This window comes from Mannheimia glucosida (assembly GCF_046267875.1).
GTDB lineage: Bacteria > Pseudomonadota > Gammaproteobacteria > Enterobacterales > Pasteurellaceae > Mannheimia > Mannheimia glucosida.
The window spans coordinates 1,062,779-1,081,084 of the sequence record NZ_CP176502.1 but is presented as its reverse complement, the minus strand read 5'-3'; the positions used below and the strand labels follow the sequence as shown (position 1 = coordinate 1,081,084).

13 protein-coding genes are annotated in these 18,306 nt (G+C 41.5%); 7 read left to right on the top strand and 6 right to left on the bottom strand.

What is annotated here, in order from left to right:
• Positions 1 to 29: 29 nt before the first annotated feature.
• From ACJ7Z2_RS05320 to metH, 3 genes are all read right to left on the bottom strand, one after another.
• Positions 30 to 599, bottom strand: a complete 570-nt coding sequence (locus tag ACJ7Z2_RS05320) for a hypothetical protein (RefSeq protein ID WP_409501021.1) — start codon at positions 597 to 599, stop codon at positions 30 to 32.
• A gap of 8 nt (positions 600 to 607) precedes the next feature.
• Positions 608 to 1,513: a DUF4747 family protein gene (locus ACJ7Z2_RS05315; protein ID WP_409501020.1), complete on the bottom strand. Its 906-nt coding sequence runs from the start codon at positions 1,511 to 1,513 to the stop codon at positions 608 to 610.
• A 79-nt stretch (positions 1,514 to 1,592) separates the two neighbouring features.
• Positions 1,593 to 5,306, bottom strand: a complete 3,714-nt coding sequence (gene metH, locus ACJ7Z2_RS05310) for a methionine synthase (RefSeq protein ID WP_409501019.1) — start codon at positions 5,304 to 5,306, stop codon at positions 1,593 to 1,595.
• 164 nt (positions 5,307 to 5,470) lie between these two features.
• Here metH and ACJ7Z2_RS05305 point away from each other — a divergent pair, with 164 nt between their 5' ends.
• The 6 genes from ACJ7Z2_RS05305 to adk all read left to right on the top strand — a co-directional run bounded on the left by ACJ7Z2_RS05305 (position 5,471) and on the right by adk (position 13,517).
• Positions 5,471 to 6,751, top strand: a complete 1,281-nt coding sequence (locus ACJ7Z2_RS05305; RefSeq protein ID WP_409501018.1) for an AmpG family muropeptide MFS transporter — start codon at positions 5,471 to 5,473, stop codon at positions 6,749 to 6,751.
• 231 nt (positions 6,752 to 6,982) lie between these two features.
• A complete protein-coding gene (locus tag ACJ7Z2_RS05300; protein WP_006251866.1) occupies positions 6,983 to 7,771 on the top strand; it encodes an ABC transporter ATP-binding protein in 789 nt (262 codons plus the stop codon).
• Entirely contained in the window at positions 7,768 to 8,649 is an 882-nt protein-coding gene (locus ACJ7Z2_RS05295) for an ABC transporter substrate-binding protein (RefSeq protein ID WP_409501017.1), read from the top strand. Before ACJ7Z2_RS05300 ends, ACJ7Z2_RS05295 begins: the two co-directional genes overlap by 4 nt.
• A complete protein-coding gene (fhuB, locus tag ACJ7Z2_RS05290; RefSeq protein WP_409501016.1) occupies positions 8,649 to 10,598 on the top strand; it encodes a Fe(3+)-hydroxamate ABC transporter permease FhuB in 1,950 nt (649 codons plus the stop codon). The genes ACJ7Z2_RS05295 and fhuB overlap by 1 nt, the downstream gene beginning before the upstream one ends.
• 27 nt (positions 10,599 to 10,625) lie before the next feature.
• On the top strand, positions 10,626 to 12,761 hold the full coding sequence (locus ACJ7Z2_RS05285) for a TonB-dependent siderophore receptor (protein ID WP_409501015.1): 2,136 nt from the start codon (positions 10,626 to 10,628) through the stop codon (positions 12,759 to 12,761).
• 111 nt (positions 12,762 to 12,872) lie between these two features.
• Entirely contained in the window at positions 12,873 to 13,517 is a 645-nt protein-coding gene (adk, locus tag ACJ7Z2_RS05280; RefSeq protein ID WP_409501014.1) for an adenylate kinase, read from the top strand.
• A gap of 61 nt (positions 13,518 to 13,578) precedes the next feature.
• Here adk and ACJ7Z2_RS05275 read toward each other — a convergent pair whose 3' ends face one another.
• Positions 13,579 to 14,394, bottom strand: coding sequence for a dihydroorotate dehydrogenase (locus ACJ7Z2_RS05275; RefSeq protein WP_409501013.1), 816 nt, complete (start codon positions 14,392 to 14,394; stop codon positions 13,579 to 13,581).
• Between the two features lie 189 nt (positions 14,395 to 14,583).
• Between ACJ7Z2_RS05275 and ACJ7Z2_RS05270 the strand changes: the two genes are divergently transcribed.
• Positions 14,584 to 14,799, top strand: coding sequence for a YdcH family protein (locus tag ACJ7Z2_RS05270; protein WP_006250034.1), 216 nt, complete (start codon positions 14,584 to 14,586; stop codon positions 14,797 to 14,799).
• A 58-nt stretch (positions 14,800 to 14,857) separates the two neighbouring features.
• On the opposite strand, the gene ACJ7Z2_RS05265 is transcribed toward ACJ7Z2_RS05270, so the two are convergent.
• Both ACJ7Z2_RS05265 and prlC read right to left on the bottom strand, forming a co-directional pair.
• The gene (locus ACJ7Z2_RS05265) at positions 14,858 to 16,015 is read right to left on the bottom strand and encodes a chorismate mutase (protein ID WP_409501012.1); all 1,158 of its coding nucleotides are present in this window, start codon (positions 16,013 to 16,015) and stop codon (positions 14,858 to 14,860) included.
• A gap of 121 nt (positions 16,016 to 16,136) precedes the next feature.
• On the bottom strand, positions 16,137 to 18,203 hold the full coding sequence (prlC, locus tag ACJ7Z2_RS05260) for an oligopeptidase A (protein WP_409501011.1): 2,067 nt from the start codon (positions 18,201 to 18,203) through the stop codon (positions 16,137 to 16,139).
• Between the last annotated feature and the right edge of the window lie 103 nt (positions 18,204 to 18,306).

Below are 18,306 nucleotides of genomic sequence, written 5' to 3'. Positions count from 1 at the left end.
ATATTAGTTAGATATGATATACAATTCAGTTAGTTATCCTCGTTATTATTAATTTCTTGATATTTTTCATACAATCTCGTACATCTAAAAATTGCCATTACGACAGCTATCATTGATGTTAGAGCATATAGTAAAAATAAATAGCCAATTCCCCAAAATATAGGGGTGATATAAGCAAAATAGAACATATAGTTATCAGGCAACCAAATAGGTTGATATGCTAATGCTTTCGCTAATAAAGCAAAAATAATTCCTAATCCTTGGACTAAAATAAAATGCACAAAAGTAGCAGATACTACAGTATAAACAGAGCTTTTTTCATTCTCATCTTTCGCTGCTAAAATCGCTCTAAATTGCTCATCTCCTAAGCCTAAGAAAATAGCGAATCCACCTAATGAGAACCCAAGTAGATTAGGAAGGATAGATAAGCTCTGCTCCCACCAGTCTCTTGACATCCATTGATGATGAGTGAAAATTAATAAAAGAATTGCTATATGTAAATAAGGAGAGACCAATAATGCTCTCCACCCACCATAAATATCCCAATAATACTGGAATATTTCAGAAACACCTTGATAGCTATCTTTTAGTATTTTCATATTCAATTTTATCCTATTATTTCACTGTGATTATCGAATGCTGTTTCGACCAAATGCTTTTCAGCAGGGTCTTCACCTCTATTTTCTTCTGTTCTATCAACAATATAGGGAGTTTTAATAATTAAATTTGTTTCTTCTGTCGAAGTTTTCCATTTTTCATTCTCTGCTGTTATACCCTCAGCAATAACTTTACCATTAGATGCTGCGATTTTAACTTCATCTTTCATTTCTTTATCAAGAACTAAGTTTTCATCTTTTGTTGATATGTATTCAACTCTTTGTTTTTTTAGATTGCGCTTTTTCATCTGCTCAAAGAAAGATTTTTCAACACTTTTGAGATCATCTGGGTTAGGACGGACAATATCTAGGACTAGCTTATCAATATCTTTTCTATTAATCAGATTTTCTACCGCGACTGAATCTGGCTCAATAGTAATTTCAACATCCCCAAATTTTCGGAATATCTCTGCATTTTGAACTAATAGTTCTAATAATTTTTTAGCTCTAGTAATTCCAAATGAATCTCCTTTATGTTTGATTTGAATATATAGCCTATGACCTTTAGGAATAAATACAAAAGGGATTTTGACAAAATGTGGTCTCAAATGCTTTGGTACAATCAAAGCTTTCTTTTCCTCATCTGTGGCTACCTTTTTTGTTTTTGTATTTAAACACTCTCGCTCAGGATCTATCTTGGCATACTTATATATTTGCCCTATAAAATAACGCTCAGCTCCAAATTTCTTATTTGTATTTAATTCTCCGAGGCAAGCCGCATGAGTTTCATCTAGCTGTATTTCTAAGCTATCATTATTATGTATTGCCTTAAATAAATTCTCATAAGATAGCTCTCCCTCATCATGATTATGCATTGCAACATTTAAGACACCTATTTCAAGTTTAATTTTTGCCATATTAGTTTCCTTAGAATAGTTTAGAGTTTTTAGAATTGTATCATATTTAATCAGAATATCTTATTATGAATATTGATACCTAACCTGTTATTTGAGACTTCACATCCTGTTTCATCGCCACACTTAACCACTTCCTAGCCGTAACCTCGTCCCAACCTTTACGCTTCGCATAATCCAGCACCTGATCTTCGTCAATTTTCCCTAACGTAAAATAGTTGCTGGCAGGGTGGGTGAAGTACCAGCCGCAGACGCTTGCTGCCGGCCACATTGCATAGCTTTCGGTGAGTTTCATCCCGATCCGTTGTTCGACTTCGAGTAAATCCCAGATGATCTGTTTTTCGGTATGCTCAGGGCAGCTTGGGTAGCCCGGTGCAGGACGAATTCCTCGGTAGTTTTCACGGATCAAGCGGCCGTTATCGAAGGTTTCTTCGCTATATCCCCATACTTTGGTACGCAGTTCAAAATGCAGATATTCCGCCATTGCCTCTGCCAAACGGTCGCCGACGGCTTGGAGCAGAATGGCATTATAGTCGTCGCCCGCCGCTTTGTAGCCTTCCACCAAGTCGTGTTCTTCAATGCCGGCACAAACGGCGAACATTCCGAACCAGTCTTGTTGTCCGCTTTCTCGGTCGGCGATAAAGTCGCTTAAACAGAGGTTGTACGGGCTTTTGCTGTTTTTGCCTCGTTCAGATTGCTGGCGGAGATGGTAGGATTTGCCGATACAAGCGGTGCGATCTTCGTTTAAAATTGCAATATCATCGCCCTCACGCTGAGCAGGGAAAATCCCCATAATCCCGCTTGGATTGAGCTTGCCGTTTTGCTCAAATTCGTCCAGCACCCGTTGGGCATCGTTATAGACACGGCGTGCCTCTTCGCCGCCTTCCGGATAATCGAAGGCATCAGGATAACCGCCCATTAAGCCCCAGAGCATAAAGAATGGCGACCAGTCGATAAATTTGCGTAGGGTGGCAATCGGTACATTTTTGTATTCGATAATGCCGGTCTGTTTTGGCGTTGGCGGCACATAATCCGCCCATTCGCCACTAAATCCGTCAAAACGATTGGCTCGAGCCTCCTCAATGGATAAACCGTTGCGAAGTGGTTTACGAACGGCAAATTTACGCTGAATTTCTTCGTACTCGGCTTTGGTTTTTTCCCAAAATTCCGCTTTTGCCTCAGGGTTCATCAAGGTCGCACAGACGGTGACGCAACGTGAAGCGTTAGCGGTATAGACTACGGGGTAGTTATATTTCGGATAGAGTTTGATCGCCGTATGCTCTTTTGAGGTGGTTGCACCGCCAATCAGCACCGGAATATCGAGCTTCAAGCGGTTCATTTCATCTAAAAAATACTCCATTTCGTCAAGCGATGGGGTAATTAGCCCACTTAACCCAATGAGATCGGCTTTTTCTCGAATAGCGGTTTCGATAATCACATCAGCAGGCACCATCACGCCTAAGTCGATCACTTCAAAGTTATTGCACTGCAACACCACGCTCACGATGTTTTTGCCGATGTCGTGTACATCGCCTTTCACGGTGGCGATCACCATTTTGCCGTTGCTCGATCCTTTCTGCTTGGTGGCATTGATGTACGGCTCTAAATAGGCAACGGACTGTTTCATTACCCGAGCCGATTTCACCACTTGCGGCAGGAACATTTTACCGTCTCCGAACAGGTCGCCCACCACGTCCATCCCCGCCATTAGCGGCCCTTCAATCACTTCCAGCGGAGAGGCAAATTGCTGGCGAGCCTCTTCGGTATCTTCAATAATGTAGGTGGTAATGCCTTTCACGAGGGCGTGTTTTAAACGCTCTGCCACAGGCAAGTTTCGCCATTCGGCGGCACTTTCATCGGCACTTTCTACTTTTACGCCCCGATATTTTTCGGAAATTTCCAACAGGCGGTCGGTGGCGTCATGACGGCGGTTCAGCACCGCATCTTCAATCGCTTCTCGCAGTTCAGGGTCGAGGTCGTCATAAATCGCCAACTGCCCTGCGTTCACGATCCCCATATCCATTCCGGCTTTGATCGCATAGTAGAGGAAGACGGCGTGAATAGCCTCACGCACCACATTGTTGCCACGGAAAGAGAAGGAGACATTCGACACCCCGCCGGAAATTTTGGCGTATGGCAAGTCTCGCTTAATCCGCTCACAGGCTTGGATAAAGTCCACCCCGTAGTTATTGTGTTCTTCAATGCCGGTGGCAATCGCAAAAATGTTCGGGTCGAAAATAATGTCTTCCGGTGGGAAATCGAGCTGATCAACCAAAATCCGATAAGCTCGGGTACAGATTTCTACCTTGCGTTCTTCCGTATCCGCTTGCCCGACTTCGTCAAACGCCATCACTACCACCGCAGCCCCATATCGGCGGCAGAGTTTGGCTTGGTGAATAAATTTCTCTTCGCCCTCTTTTAGGGAAATTGAGTTCACAATCGGCTTGCCCTGCACGGTTTGCAAGCCCGCCTCGATCACCTCCCATTTCGAGGAGTCGATCATAATCGGCACTTTGGCGGCTTCGGGTTCGGTAGCAAGAATGTTGAGGAAACGGGTCATACATTTTTTGGAATTGAGCAACGCCTCGTCCATATTCACGTCAATCACCTGCGCCCCGTTTTCCACTTGGCTGATGGCAATTTCAATCGCTTCCGCAAATTTCTCTTCTTTAATCAGTTTCTTAAATTTTGCCGAACCGGTGACGTTATTGCGTTCGCCCACATTTACAAACAGCGAATTATCGTCAATCGTGAGTGGCTCTAAGCCCGACAAACGCATAGCGGTTGGGATTTCAGGTAATTTGCGAGGAGCAACGCCTTTGGTTGCTTCGGCAAAGGCTTGGATATGCTCCGGCGTGGTGCCACAACAGCCGCCGACAATGTTCAGCCAGCCGAGTTCTGCCCACTCTTTGATGTAAGTCGCCATCTCTTCCGCCCCCAAATCGTACCCACCAAAGGCGTTTGGCAAGCCGGCATTCGGGTGAACCGAGACGAAAGTCTCGCTGATTTTTGACATCATCTCCACATAAGGGCGAAGTTCCTTCGGTCCGAGCGCACAGTTCAAGCCGAATGTCAGAGGTTTGGCGTGGCGGAGCGAGTTATAAAACGCCTCTGTGGTCTGCCCCGACAGCGTTCGCCCTGAGGCATCGGTAATGGTGCCGGAGATCATTATCGGCAACTTCACGCCCATCTCATCAAACACCGTTTCAATCGCAAACACGGCGGCTTTGGCATTCAGGGTATCGAAAATGGTCTCGATCATAATCAGATCCGCCCCGCCCTCAATCAACCCTCGGGTTGCCTCTGCGTAGGCTTCCACCAGTTGCATAAAGGTAATGTTACGGAAACCGGGGTCGTTTACGTCAGGCGAAATCGAACAAGTACGGTTGGTTGGCCCAAGAATACCAGCAACAAAACGAGGTTTTTCAGGGGTGGAGAATTTATCGGCAGCAAGGCGGGCAAGTTTTGCCCCCACAAGATTCAGCTCATAAGCAATACTTTCAAGTTCATAATCTGCTTGAGCAATGGTAGTCGCACTAAAGGTGTTAGTTTCGATAATATCCGCACCGGCGGCTAAATATTTCTCGTGAATAGCAGAAATCAGGAGTGGTTGGGTGAGTGTGAGTAGGTCGTTATTGCCTTTAAGGTCGATGGTGCTGTTTTTAAAACGTTCACCGCGGAAATCAGATTCGGTCAGTTTATATTTTTGGATCATCGTTCCCATCGCACCGTCTAAGATAAGAATGCGTTCGGTAAGGGCATTTTGAAGGAATTCGGTTCTATGCTGCGTGTTCATACTCTGCTTCCAGTTTTTTAGTTTGATTAAAAGGAATAATAGAAATATGTCGCAAGGCTGTCAAACCTTATCTGTGAAGAAATTGAAAGGGTTAGGGACGCCCTTAAAAGTATGCTATATTGACATACAGTTTTCCCTTTTCTCTTGCAAAATTTAGGAAAAATATGACCGCTTGTCACGAACCCAAACGCTCTATCTGGCAGCAGATTTTTACTAAAAATATGCTGCTTTGTGTTTACACCGGCTTTTGTTCCGGCTTGCCGTTGTTTGTGTTGATTCAACTAATGCCGGCTTGGCTAACCAGTGCCAATTTAGACATTAAAACCATTGCCGCCTTTACCCTAACCTCGTTGCCCTACACGTGGAAATTCCTGTGGGCTGCATTGTTAGATCGTTACTTTCCCCCCTTTTTGGGTAGACGCAAAAGCTGGATTTTCATTTCGCAAATCGGGCTATTAGTGATTTTAGCCAGCTTTGGCTTGTTCGACCCGGTAAAAGATATTTCGATTATTGTTACCCTTTCCGTACTGTTAGCTTTTCTCTCTGCAACTCAAGATATTGTAGTGGATGCGTTTCGGCGTGAGATTTTATCGGATAACGAGCTGGGTTTAGGTAATTCCATTCACGTTAATGCTTATCGTATTGCAGGTCTAATTCCGGGTGGACTTTCGCTGTTTTTAGCCGACCATTATGCGTGGGATACGGTGTTTCTGATTACCGCTGCTTTTTTAGTGCCTTGTTTATTCGTTACGCTCATCGCTGCTGAACCTAACCATAAGCCAATCGACCGCACTAAGCCGTTTTATATGGCGTTTGTCGATCCGTTCAAAGAGTTTTTCACCCGCAAAGGCGTGGCTGGGGCGATTGGGCTGATTCTGTTTATCTTCCTGTATAAATTAGGCGATTCCCTTGCCACTACGCTACAAACCAAATTTATTTTGGATATGGGTTTTACTAAATCACACATTGCCGGCATTGTGAAAATGACTTCACTTTGGTGCAGTATTGGCGGAGGCATTATTGGTGGCGTGGCAATGTTGAAATTGGGCGTTAACCGTGCGTTATGGCTGTTCGGATTTGTGCAATTAATTACGATTTTAGGCTTCGCTTACCTTGCCAGTTTTGGGCATTTTCCTACCGAGAGTATCGGTGCAACAGAGCTGTGGAAACTTGGCTTAGTGATGGCAGGCGAATATTTGGGCGTTGGGCTGGGCACTGCCGCTTTTGTTGCTTTTATGGCTCGTGAAACCAACCCGGCTTATACCGCAATGCAACTGGCGATTTTCACCAGTCTGTCTGCTCTACCAAGCAAAATGCTCGGGGCTTACACCGGGCATTTAGTCGAAATGATGGGGTATTACCAATTCTTTTGGCTCTGTTTCTTTATTGGTATTCCGGGAATGCTAATGTTGTTTAAGGTTGCTCCTTGGGGACAAGCTGAATAGCTATTCATAAAAATAAGATTTTTTATTAAATATCCGACCACTTATAACCGATTGAATTACCTAGTAATTTAGTCGGTTATTTTTTATTTATCCTAAAATTTACCCTCACCTAAAACCAAATGATATTGACTTTCATTTACAATAAAAATATATTTAGCACCGTTTTCATAATAGATTTTCATCTACTCATTTTCATTTTGATTGATTTGGTGGGGTAATCCCACCTTTTTTATGCTCTTAAAACACAACACTATGATTCAAATAAATTCCATTAGCTACTCTGTTGAACAAAACCGTAAACTGCTAAGCAATATTTCCCTCAATTTAAGCAAGGGGCGTTTATATGGCGTAATAGGCCATAACGGCTCGGGTAAATCAACGTTAATGCGTTTACTAAGCGGAGATATAACGCCTACCAGCGGTTCAATTTTAGTCGATGGATTACCACTTCATCAGCTTTCTACCAAAGAAGCGGCAAAACATATTGCCTATTTACCACAACGTTTACCTGAAGCGGCGGATTTCTTAGTGCAGGAACTGGTTGCTTTAGGGCGATTTCCATATCAAAAATGGCTACAAAAACCAACAGAATTTGATGTTCAAATTGTTGAGCAAGCAATGGAAAGCACCTCCGTTACTCAGTTTGCTAAACAGCCTGTAAATAGTCTATCAGGCGGAGAAAAACAACGAGTTTGGCTTGCTATGTGCTTAGCCCAACAAACACCCTATTTACTGCTAGATGAGCCATTGGCTGCCCTTGATATTGTTTATCAAGTTGAAGTAATGCAGCTTATTCGCAAGCTAGTGAATGAACAAGGTTTAACTGTCATTATCATTATTCACGATATTAATCTTGCCTCCCAATTTTGTGATGAAATTATTGCGTTAAAGCAAGGCGAACTCTGTATTCAAGGTTCTGTTGATGAAATTATGCAAGAACAGAAATTACTTGAGATCTTCGGGCTAAAACTGCACTTGTTTAACCACCCTGCAGGCTTACATAAAGTGGCGGTATTATGATGTTTAGGCAATACAAGCGGTTCATTTTTCTCTTTATTTTGCAAATTTCTACCGCATTTGCTCAACCTAATATTTTTACACCAGATTGGTCTATTGCCTCTGCCCTTACTGAAATGGGAAATCCGCCCATTGCGATGGGGGATAAGCGAATTTATCCGCTATGGTCGCACCGCCCTATTCAGCCTAATAGCGTGTTAGATATTGGAGCGCGTTATCAGCCTAATCGCGAATTATTAGCACAGCTTCCTGTTGAATTGGTGCTATCAAACTTTTTCTACGCTCACTTGGCTTCTGTTTACCCGAAAGAAATTCCACAAATAGACGTGCTATTTGATGGTGGCAATACTGAACCTCAGCAACATTGGCATACTTACCAAAAAGCCACTCGTATGATTGGAACAGCGATTAAAAACCCTAGTGCGGCAGAAGCATATTTAACGAAAACTGAACAAACGTTGGCTCAATGGGGGAAAGAAATCCTTAACAGTAATCCAGATATTGATTACTACTCTGTTGTTCAATTTGGCTCTCCGAGAGAGTTACGCATATATGCGTCTAATTCAATGTTCCGTGTAGCCTTTGATTTGATGGGCTTAAAACAAGCTGATTTAGGTGTGGGAGATCGCTGGGGAAATAAACTTATTCCTATGAGTGATTTAGCTAAATTACCCGAACGCACCTGTTTAATTGTCATCTCACCTTTTTCTAAAATGACGCAAGCAGATTTAGAAAATAGCTACATTTGGCAACGTTTAGGATTTGGTAAAAACCGTTGTATGAAAGTATTACCGCCTGTTTGGCTCTTTGGTGGGGCTGATTCCATCTCGCACTTTGCTGAGTTTTTACACAATGCAATGACACAAGGAGAAAAAGAGTAATGAAATCATCATTCTTATTGATTGGCTGTATTCTTTTATCCTTAGTAACAGCTGTTATCCGTTTAAATATGGTCTGGGAGTGGGAATGGCAGTTACTACTCATAAATGTTGATTTATTGCCGATTAATCAAGCTGCGGTAAAAGCAGCTCTTTTACCTGAAATGACAACGTCATTTTTAGCAGGCGGTTTATTGGCTATAGCCAGCAGTGGCTTACAACATATTGTCAGAAATAATTTAGCGTCAGATAGCACACTTGCCGTCAGTAGCGGGGCTCAACTTGCATTGATGATTGCGGTTATCTTTTTCCCAGCCGCCGAGCTTTTTTCTAGTTTCTGGATTGCGTTACTTGGCTCTTTAGCTGCTATCGTACTGGTTTTATTTATTGCTAAAGCCTCTAAGCTCAATCCCCTTACCCTTATTTTAGGGGGATTGATTGTTAATATTTTGTTTGGAGCTATTGCCTCTTTACTGACCCTTTTCTACTTTGATTTTTTATTTGGCGTTATGGTTTGGGGAAGTGGCTCACTTTTACAAGATGGTTGGGCAACTTCTATTACCTTAGCGATAACGGTAGTAGTTGCATTTTTTATCTTTGTCTTACTCTCTCGTCCACTCACAATTTTAAGTTTAGATGATGAACAAGCTCGCCGCTTAGGCGCGCCTGTTAATTTACTACGTTACTTAGTTATTTTTGTTTGTGCCGCCATTACAGCATTGGTTGTAAGCAAAGTAGGTGTGATTGGCTTTATTGGATTTGCAGGTGCAAGTTTGGCCCATTTTGCCAAAATACGACATTTATTACTTCGCCTCTTGATTGCTTTTCTAGCGGGCGGATTTTTACTCTTTTTTACCAATAATCTCATCGGCATTGTTAGCAGAATTTACGACACTCTACTACCTGTTGGTGCATTTACCGCAACACTAGGCGCACCATTATTAATTTTCTTGGTATTACGCCAACGTAAAGCACAATTTGAAGCAAGCAATACAGCATACTTCCCCGTTAAACGCCTCAATTCGTGGAAACTGCTAATATTGTTGTTATGCGCTGGAGTTATCCTATTTTGTCTATTACAAATCATTGCTCCAACAATGAATGGCTGGGCTATTAGCATTGATGAAAACCTGATGAGTTCCTACCGCTTGCCTCGTAGTCTAAGTGCGATAGCAACAGGGGCAATGCTTGCGGTAAGTGGTAGCCTATTACAAATCTTAACGAGAAACCCAATGGCAAGCCCTGAAGTATTAGGTGTGAGTTCAGGGGCAACTATTGCTGCAGTACTGTCATTCTTACTTTTCCCAACATTATCTAGCATTGGCTTCTTGTTATTTGGTGTATTAGGGAGTTTGACTGTTCTCGCTCTTATTATGTGGCTCTCTCGTAAATTACAACCATCAGCGTTAATGATTACAGGTGTTGCTATTGGAGCTTTAGTCAGTGGCTTAATGGCTATTATTCAACTAAGCGGCAGCCCTCGTTTAACGGCAGTTATTAGTTGGCTGTCTGGCTCAACCTATTACGCTAATCCGAATACAGTTTGGATTTTATTATCTGTTGCAATCCTACTTATCAGTGCCACTTTACTGTTTATCAAACCTTTACGTTTGATCTCACTTGGCGAGACCGTTTCTTACCATTTAGGGTTAGAGGTTAAAAAAGTACAAATGATTGTATTACTTTTAATTGCCCTAATGAGTGCCGCCTCTACACTTGCGGTAGGGCCAATGAGCTTCATTGGGCTAATGACCCCTCATTTAGCTAAAAATTTAGGTGCAATTACACCGGAGAAACAGATCCCTATATCGGCATTATTAGGGGCAATGCTAATGCTCATTGCCGATTGGCTCGGGCGTTATCTAATTTTCCCTTATGAGATTGGGGCAGGCATTATTGCCTCTATTCTCGGGGGTATCTATTTCTTACTGTTACTCAAACAACATAAATAATTTTTTATTCATTACTTAGGAGAAATTATGAACACGCTATCTAAAGCGATAAAACTTGCCTTATACAGTTCTGGTATAGGGTTTATCTCAACAGCTTACGCTGAAACAGTTACTCATCTTGATACCGTAGAAGTAAGTGCCGAAACGCCAAATGCCTCATCGGAAGAAACTGGACGTTATGCACAGAAAAAAGCCAAAGGCTCTAATGGAATGGCATTGAGTGCGAAAGACACGCCACAAAGCGTAACGGCTGTAACGCATCAACAAATCAGAGATCAAAATCTTAATACGATTGCCAAAGCACTTGAAGCAACTCACGGTGTTTCTGTTTCTTTACTTGACAGAGGACGCTATTCTTTCAGTGCTCGTGGTTTTGGGATTGATAAAGTCAAGGTAGATGGTATGGATCTCAAAGTAAATAACCAATGGACAACGGGCGAAAATACAGGCAACAGCGTGTTATACGACCGAGTAGAAGTTGTGCGTGGTGCTACAGGCTTAACTACTGGGGCAGGCGATCCTTCTGCAAGTGTTAATCTTGTTCGTAAACGAGCCAATAGCATTTCCCGTTATACTATTTTAGAAGCTGGAATCGGGCGTTATGCTGATTTCAATACAATGATTGACCATAGCCAAACATTGAATAATTCAGGATCAGTAAGAGGCCGCTTTATTGCAGAACATAAAAACGGTAATACGTTCATTAAAAATGAAAAAGAACGTTACACCACGCTTTATGGCAATATTGAAGCAGACTTAACTGACACTACCAAACTTGGGTTAGGTGTAAGCTATCAAAAAGAAAAACGTGATGCAGCACTTTGGGGTGGTTTACCCGCATTCTATAGCGATGGTGGTGAAACTAACTGGAGCAGAAGCAAAAATGCCAGTCCGGAATGGGCTTACTGGGATAATGAATCCGTAAACTATTTTGCCGATATTACACAAAAACTAGGCGAAAAAAAATGGGAACTTGCATTAAAAGGCAATTACCGTGTAGGCAAACATAATTCAGAACTTTTCTATTTCAGCGGCTCATCACTTAATCGCCAAGATGGATTAGGTTGGTCGCCTTGGCCGGGTAAATTTAAAAATGATAATACACAATCTAATGTGCAGCTTGATCTTACCGGTTCATTCTCTGCTTGGGGATTAGAACACGATGCGGCAATCGGTATTCAATACAATCGAGCACATCGTAATTCCTACGCTGCCGATAACAGCACCTTTGACGGAGCTTTCGACTTTAATAATTGGAATGGCATTTATGCTAGACCAAACTGGGGAAGTATGTCTGAAAAATACTACCAAAACTTAAAAGAGTTCGGGGTGTATGTTTCTACCCGTTTACGTCTTACAGATAGACTTTCTATGCTTCTAGGTTCTCGTATTTCATCGTACCGCACAGAAGGCACTTTCTATGGTTCAACACAAAACTTCCACGCTAACGATGTTTGGACACCTTATGCAGGATTAACCTTTGATATTAATCCACAAAATACCGTTTATGTAAGTTATACCGATATTTTCAAACCACAAAGTCAAGTGGACATCAATAACAAACTACTCTCTCCTGTTACGGGCGAAACCTACGAATCAGGTTGGAAAGGGAGTTATTTCAATGACAACTTGCAAACTCAAATTAGCGTATTTGAAACAAGACAAGATAATCTAGCTCAATCTGCCGGTATTAACCCTAATACATTATTAGCCTACTACACAGCCTCTAAAGGTGCGAAAGTTCGAGGCTTTGAAGTAGAAGCATCTGGAAATGTAACTGAAAAATTAAAACTCAGTGCAGGATATACTCAGTGGAAAGGCGATGATGCTTCAGGTAACCCAATTAACACAACTCAACCACGCAAACAATTTAAATTCTTTGCAACTTACGATATGAACCGTTTAGTGCAAGGTTTAACGGTAGGAGCAGGTGTAAACTGGCAAAGCAGAATTTATACCAAACACGCCACTTATGGCGAATATGGTCAAAAAGCTTACACTTTAGTGAATTTGATAGCTCGTTATCAATTTAATGACAACTTCTCAGCACAGCTTAACATTGATAACTTATTCGATAAAAAATATCGTAACGCCCTCAGCTTTAGCCAATATAGCTACGGTGAGCCATTCTATACACGCTTAAATTTACGCTATGAATTCTAATTCCGTATAACAAGCGGTCAAAAAATTAAAAAAATTTGCAATTTTAGGCAGTAATCGGTAAGGTTACTGCCTAAGTGATTTTATTATTTTTAGTTTAATTGAGGTTTTCAAATGAAAGTGATTTTATTAGGTGCACCGGGTGCGGGCAAAGGTACGCAAGCTCAGTTTATTATGAACAAATTCGGTATTCCGCAAATTTCAACCGGTGATATGTTCCGTGCGGCAATTAAAGAAGGCACTGAACTTGGCAAACAAGCAAAAGCATTAATGGACGAAGGCAAATTAGTGCCGGATGAATTAACGGTAGCCTTAGTAAAAGATCGTATTGCTCAACCGGATTGTGCGAACGGCTTCTTATTAGACGGTTTCCCACGCACCATTCCGCAAGCTGATGCGTTAAAAGAATCAGGTGTAAAAATTGATTTAGTGCTTGAATTTGATGTAGCTGATGAAGTGATTGTTGAGCGTATGAGCGGTCGTCGCGTTCACCAACCATCAGGACGTACCTACCACGTGGTTTACAATCCACCTAAAGTGGAAGGCAAAGATGATGTTACCGGTGAAGAGTTGATTATCCGCCAAGATGACAAACCGGAAACGGTATTAGAGCGTTTAGCGATTTACCACAAACAAACCAAGCCGTTAATCGCCTACTACACCGCAGAAGCGGAAGCCGGCAACACACGTTATGAACGTTTAGACGGCACAAAACCGGTAGAAGAAGTAAGCGCTGAGTTAGCGAAAATTTTATCTTAAACGGATTATAAAAATGAACAAGCGGTAATATTTTTCGAGAATATTACCGCTTGTTCTTTGCTTAAACACAATATTTGGTGAGCATTAAGATATCATCATAAATCGGTGAAATGAACACTTCCGGATTTTCAATCTTCATCTCCTTTGGTTTTTCTTCTAGCTTTTCTGGCTCTTTCTTATCTTTATTCTCTACCGGTTGAGTCGCTTCATTTGCCACGCTGGATTGGGTCTTATCTACCTCTAGGGTTTCTGTTTTGTTTGATTCTTGCTCTACAGCTTGAGACTCTTTCATCTCCTTAGAAACCTCAGTATTGGCAATAGGTTCTTGTGCTTTCACTTCCGCTGATTTTTCCTCAGCTTGTGATTCTATATTTTTTGACTCAATTCTTGGCTTATAAGAGGGATCAAGTAATTGATGGCTAATATCCATTTTCGGATCAAGCCAAATTGCTACAATGGCATCATTGAAAGCTTTATTAAACACATCAGAGACTACTTTATCATTTAAAATAAAATAACCTCTATCTTCTAATGCAATATAGTGCAATGTATCTTCAGGCTTAATATCTGGGAAAGTTTTTCTCAGGTGGGTAATAACCTCATCTAGCTCTTTTTCAGGTAGCTTAATGCCTAAATTATTCCAAGTTCTTGCTAAAGAAACCGCAAAATCACGCCCCTCCCACGGTTTTTTATATTGTAGAGTAAGCATTAAAGGACGTGTACCTTCTACATAGGTACCACTCTCAGTAAAAAGCGTAATATGGTAAATATTAAATGGCCCCCACGTATAATTCACATCATTAATTTTTGTCCAATTTGCATTTGCTGTTGATAAAAATAGAGAAAACAACAGCGAAAAGACCACTTTATAGCTCATTATTTTTGTGTCCTTAAATCTAAAATTCCTACGCATTATTATAGCCTTAAATATGACTCGCACACATTATAATTTTCGATATAAATTTTGTGATCAAGTTCAAAAAAATAGAAAGATTTAACAGTAAATCAACAAAAAAATGCTAGTATTTAATCAAGTAAAATTTGCAACCACTATTAGGAGTTAAATATGTTTCCAGAATTTCGAGATCTCATAACCCAATTAAAGCAAAACAATTCACATTTTGCTCGCTTATTTGATAAACATAATGAGCTAGACCAGCGTATTAAGAATATGGAGGCAAATATTGAACTGGCAACGCATGAAGAAGTTGAGGCACTAAAAAAAGAAAAATTGCATTTAAAAGACCAACTTTATGCAATTCTAAAACAAGAATCAGCTTAGCCTAAAGTAAAAGCTCAGAAAATATTCTGAGCTTTAATTTCGGTCATATTAGACAATATTACAGTTTTACCGGCTCAATAATTTCGCTTGGGTAGCAACCCAACACTTTGAGGTAGCTGGTAACTTGCTCCAATTCCGCCAATGCTTTCTGGGTGTTCTCAGAATGAATATTTGCCTCCAGCTCCACATAAAACATCTCTTCCCAAGGCTTGCCGTAAATCGGGCGGGATTCCAGTTTCATCATCCGAATATGATGATTTTTAAACACCATTAACGCATCGACCAATGCACCGGCTTGTTGTGTGGTGGTCATTAACAGCAAGGTTTTGGTTTGTACCTGTGGCGAAACCCGTACTGCTTCTTTAGCCACCACAATAAAACGGGTAATATTGTGAGCTTGATTGGCAATATCGGTTTTGATATTCGTCAAGCCATACAATTTTCCGCCATCTTCATTGCCTAAGGCAACAATATTCGGCTTATTCAAACGAGCTACCATTTGCATTGCGTGCGAGCTGCTTTCGCAATATTTAATATGCACTTTATCTAACCCGGCTAAAAATTGGCTGCATTGCTGAGCAGGCTGTGGGTGGGTGTAAATGGTATCCACCTCTGTTAAATCCACATTGCCGTTTGCCAATACACAATGTTTGATTGGGTACGCCAATTCGCCCACTAAGGTTAAGTCGGTATGCTGCAATAAATCATACACTTCATTGATCGAACCTGAAGTCGTATTTTCAAGCGGCAGTACGCCAAAATCTGCTTCGCCAAGGCTGACTTTCTCAAATACTTCATTAAAAGAATGGCAGCTTAATTCCGCCAATGTACCTTGATATTTTTTGGCAAACTGGCGAGACGCCATATTGGAATAAGAGCCTCGCATTCCCAAAAACGCAATCGAAACCTGCTCTTCTTTTTGTTCATTCAATTTATTTTGCAGATAATTTTGCTGAGTCAGCACCGAATCTTCAATAATACGTTGGAAAATTTGGGTCACATATTGCGGATCAAGCTGGTAATTCTCCGCTTCGGCAAAATTTACCAGCTCTTGAAGCAAAATCTTTTCCCGTTCTAAATCTCTCAACGGTTTTTGTGTGATTTCTTTGCTCCGCACCACATCAAAGGCTAAGCGGTGGCGTTCTGCCAGTAGCTTTAATAAATTGCGGTCTAAGTTGGTTATTTGGGTTCGAATATCGGCTAAATCTAAAGACATTATTTCACTCTCTGTCAGGCTAAATGCTGAAAATTATAACGAGTTGCAAAAGAAAGAAAAGACAAGCGCTCAAATTTACAAAAAAATTTGCAAATCCAACCGCTTGTAAAACGTGTTCACTTTATTGAGTGCAATCAACCGGCTCGGCATTACCTAAAATGCCTTTGTGTCTGAGCAAGGCATCAAGGGTTGGCTTACGACCACGGAAGCGTTCGAACAGCACCATTGGCTCTTCCGAACCACCTCGGGTTAAGATGTTATCTAAGAAAGATTGCCCCGTTTCAGGGTTGAAAATCCCCTCTTCCTCAAAGCGTGAATAGGCATCGGCTGAAAGCACTTCCGCCCATAAATAACTGTAGTAGCCTGCCGCATAGCCGCCCGCAAAAATATGCGAGAAACTGTGTGGCGTTCTCGCCCACTCTACACCTTTAGCAACAGCGACTTGCTCTTTCACCTCTTTAAGTAAGGCTAACACTTGCCCTTGTTTGCTTGGGTCATATTCGGTGTGTAGGCGGAAATCAAACAAGCCAAATTCTAATTGACGAAGCACAAACATTGCCGCTTGGAAGTTTTTCGCTGCTAATAATTGCTCCAATTTCGCTTTTGGTAACGGCTCGCCGGTTTCATAATGCCCTGAAATAAAGGCTAATGCCTCTTCTTCCCAGCACCAGTTTTCTAAGAATTGGCTTGGCAACTCTACTGCGTCCCACGGCACACCGTTAATACCGGCAACATCGCCCACATCAATTTCAGTCAGCATATGGTGAATACCGTGTCCGAATTCGTGGAACAAGGTAGTCACTTCATCGTGAGTAAACAATGCCGGTTTATCGCCAATCGGTTTATTGAAGTTACAGGTTAAATATGCCACCGGTTTTTGTAATGTACCATCAGCCAAGCGTTTTTGGTTGATGCAATCGTCCATCCACGCCCCGCCACGTTTATTTTCACGGGCGTATAAATCTAAGTAGAACGAACCACGCAAGCGGTCATTTTTATCAAAAATATTGAAAAAACGTACGTCTTTATGCCATACATCAACCTCTTTTTGCTCTTCCACACGCATACCGAAAATGCGTTTAATCACCTCAAATAAGCCCGATAATACACGATTTTCCGGGAAATACGGGCGAAGTTCTTCATCATTGACTGAATACAATGCCTGTTTTTGTTTTTCGCTGTAGAACGGAATATCCCATAAATCCAAATGTTCAATGCCGAAATGGGCTTTGGCAAATTTTTTCAAATCGCATAATTCATTTTTGCCTTGAGCTTTCGAGCGAGCGGCTAAATCGTTCAAGAAATCTAATACCTGTTGTGGATTTTCCGCCATTTTGGTGGCTAATGAATAATCGGAATACGTTTTGAAGCCAAGCAGTTGAGCTTTTTCGTGACGCAGTTTTAAGATCTCATCAATCACCGTACTATTATCCCATTTGCCTGCATTCGGGCCTTGATCAGAGGCTCGAGTAACATAAGCACGGTACATTTCCTCACGCAATGCTTTGTTTTCACAATAGGTCATCACCGGTAAATAACTCGGGATTTCAAGGGTGAAGCGATAACCTTTTTTGCCTTTGCTTTCTGCGGATAATTTTGCCGCTTCTAACGCTGATTCCGGTAAGCCTTTGAGCTGTGCTTCATCGGTAATCACAATATCCCAGCCCATTGTCGCATCAAGTACGTTGTTGCTAAATTGCGAGTTGAGTTCCGACAAACGGGCAGAAATTTCTCCATAGCGTTTTTGTTTCTCTGCCGGCAATGAAATGCCGGATAATTCAAAATCTTGCAAGCTGTTTTCAATTGCCTTTTTCTGTGCAACCGAATAAGTTTCAAATTCAGGGCTGTTTTTTAACTTCACATAGCCTTGATATAACCCTTGATGTTGCCCCGCCCAAGTGCTGTATTCCGATAATAACGGCAAGCACGCTTGGTAAGCCTCACGCAACTCTGGGGAATTTTTCACCGCATTTAAATGCCCAACCGGTGACCACGCACGGGAAAATTTATCCCCAGCCATTGCTTGTGGCATATAGAAATTTTCCCACGTCGGGGTTTCAATTTGTGCGACTTTTTCAACGGTTTCACGGCATTCTTTGATCACCGCTTCCACCGCAGGTTTAATATGTTCAGGTTTAATTTGTGAGAATGCAGGTAAGCCTGTGTAATTTAAAAGAGGGTTAGACATTATTTTTTCCTTTTATGGTCAAAATGAAAATTCGTATCAAGATAATACACAAAGTTAGAGAGAAAAGAAAACAAGCGGTCATATTTCAATAATTTTTTGCAAA

Coding starts and splice junctions, on each gene's coding strand:
- adk (WP_409501014.1), top strand. CDS start 12,873: ATGAAAGTGATTTTATTAGGTGCACCGGGTGCGGGCAAAGGTACGCAA.
- metH (WP_409501019.1), bottom strand. CDS start 5,306: ATGAACACGCAGCATAGAACCGAATTCCTTCAAAATGCCCTTACCGAA.
- ACJ7Z2_RS05320 (WP_409501021.1), bottom strand. CDS start 599: ATGAAAATACTAAAAGATAGCTATCAAGGTGTTTCTGAAATATTCCAG.
- ACJ7Z2_RS05265 (WP_409501012.1), bottom strand. CDS start 16,015: ATGTCTTTAGATTTAGCCGATATTCGAACCCAAATAACCAACTTAGAC.
- ACJ7Z2_RS05270 (WP_006250034.1), top strand. CDS start 14,584: ATGTTTCCAGAATTTCGAGATCTCATAACCCAATTAAAGCAAAACAAT.
- ACJ7Z2_RS05285 (WP_409501015.1), top strand. CDS start 10,626: ATGAACACGCTATCTAAAGCGATAAAACTTGCCTTATACAGTTCTGGT.
- ACJ7Z2_RS05275 (WP_409501013.1), bottom strand. CDS start 14,394: ATGAGCTATAAAGTGGTCTTTTCGCTGTTGTTTTCTCTATTTTTATCA.
- ACJ7Z2_RS05315 (WP_409501020.1), bottom strand. CDS start 1,513: ATGGCAAAAATTAAACTTGAAATAGGTGTCTTAAATGTTGCAATGCAT.
- prlC (WP_409501011.1), bottom strand. CDS start 18,203: ATGTCTAACCCTCTTTTAAATTACACAGGCTTACCTGCATTCTCACAA.
- ACJ7Z2_RS05300 (WP_006251866.1), top strand. CDS start 6,983: ATGCTCTTAAAACACAACACTATGATTCAAATAAATTCCATTAGCTAC.
- ACJ7Z2_RS05305 (WP_409501018.1), top strand. CDS start 5,471: ATGACCGCTTGTCACGAACCCAAACGCTCTATCTGGCAGCAGATTTTT.
- fhuB (WP_409501016.1), top strand. CDS start 8,649: ATGAAATCATCATTCTTATTGATTGGCTGTATTCTTTTATCCTTAGTA.
- ACJ7Z2_RS05295 (WP_409501017.1), top strand. CDS start 7,768: ATGATGTTTAGGCAATACAAGCGGTTCATTTTTCTCTTTATTTTGCAA.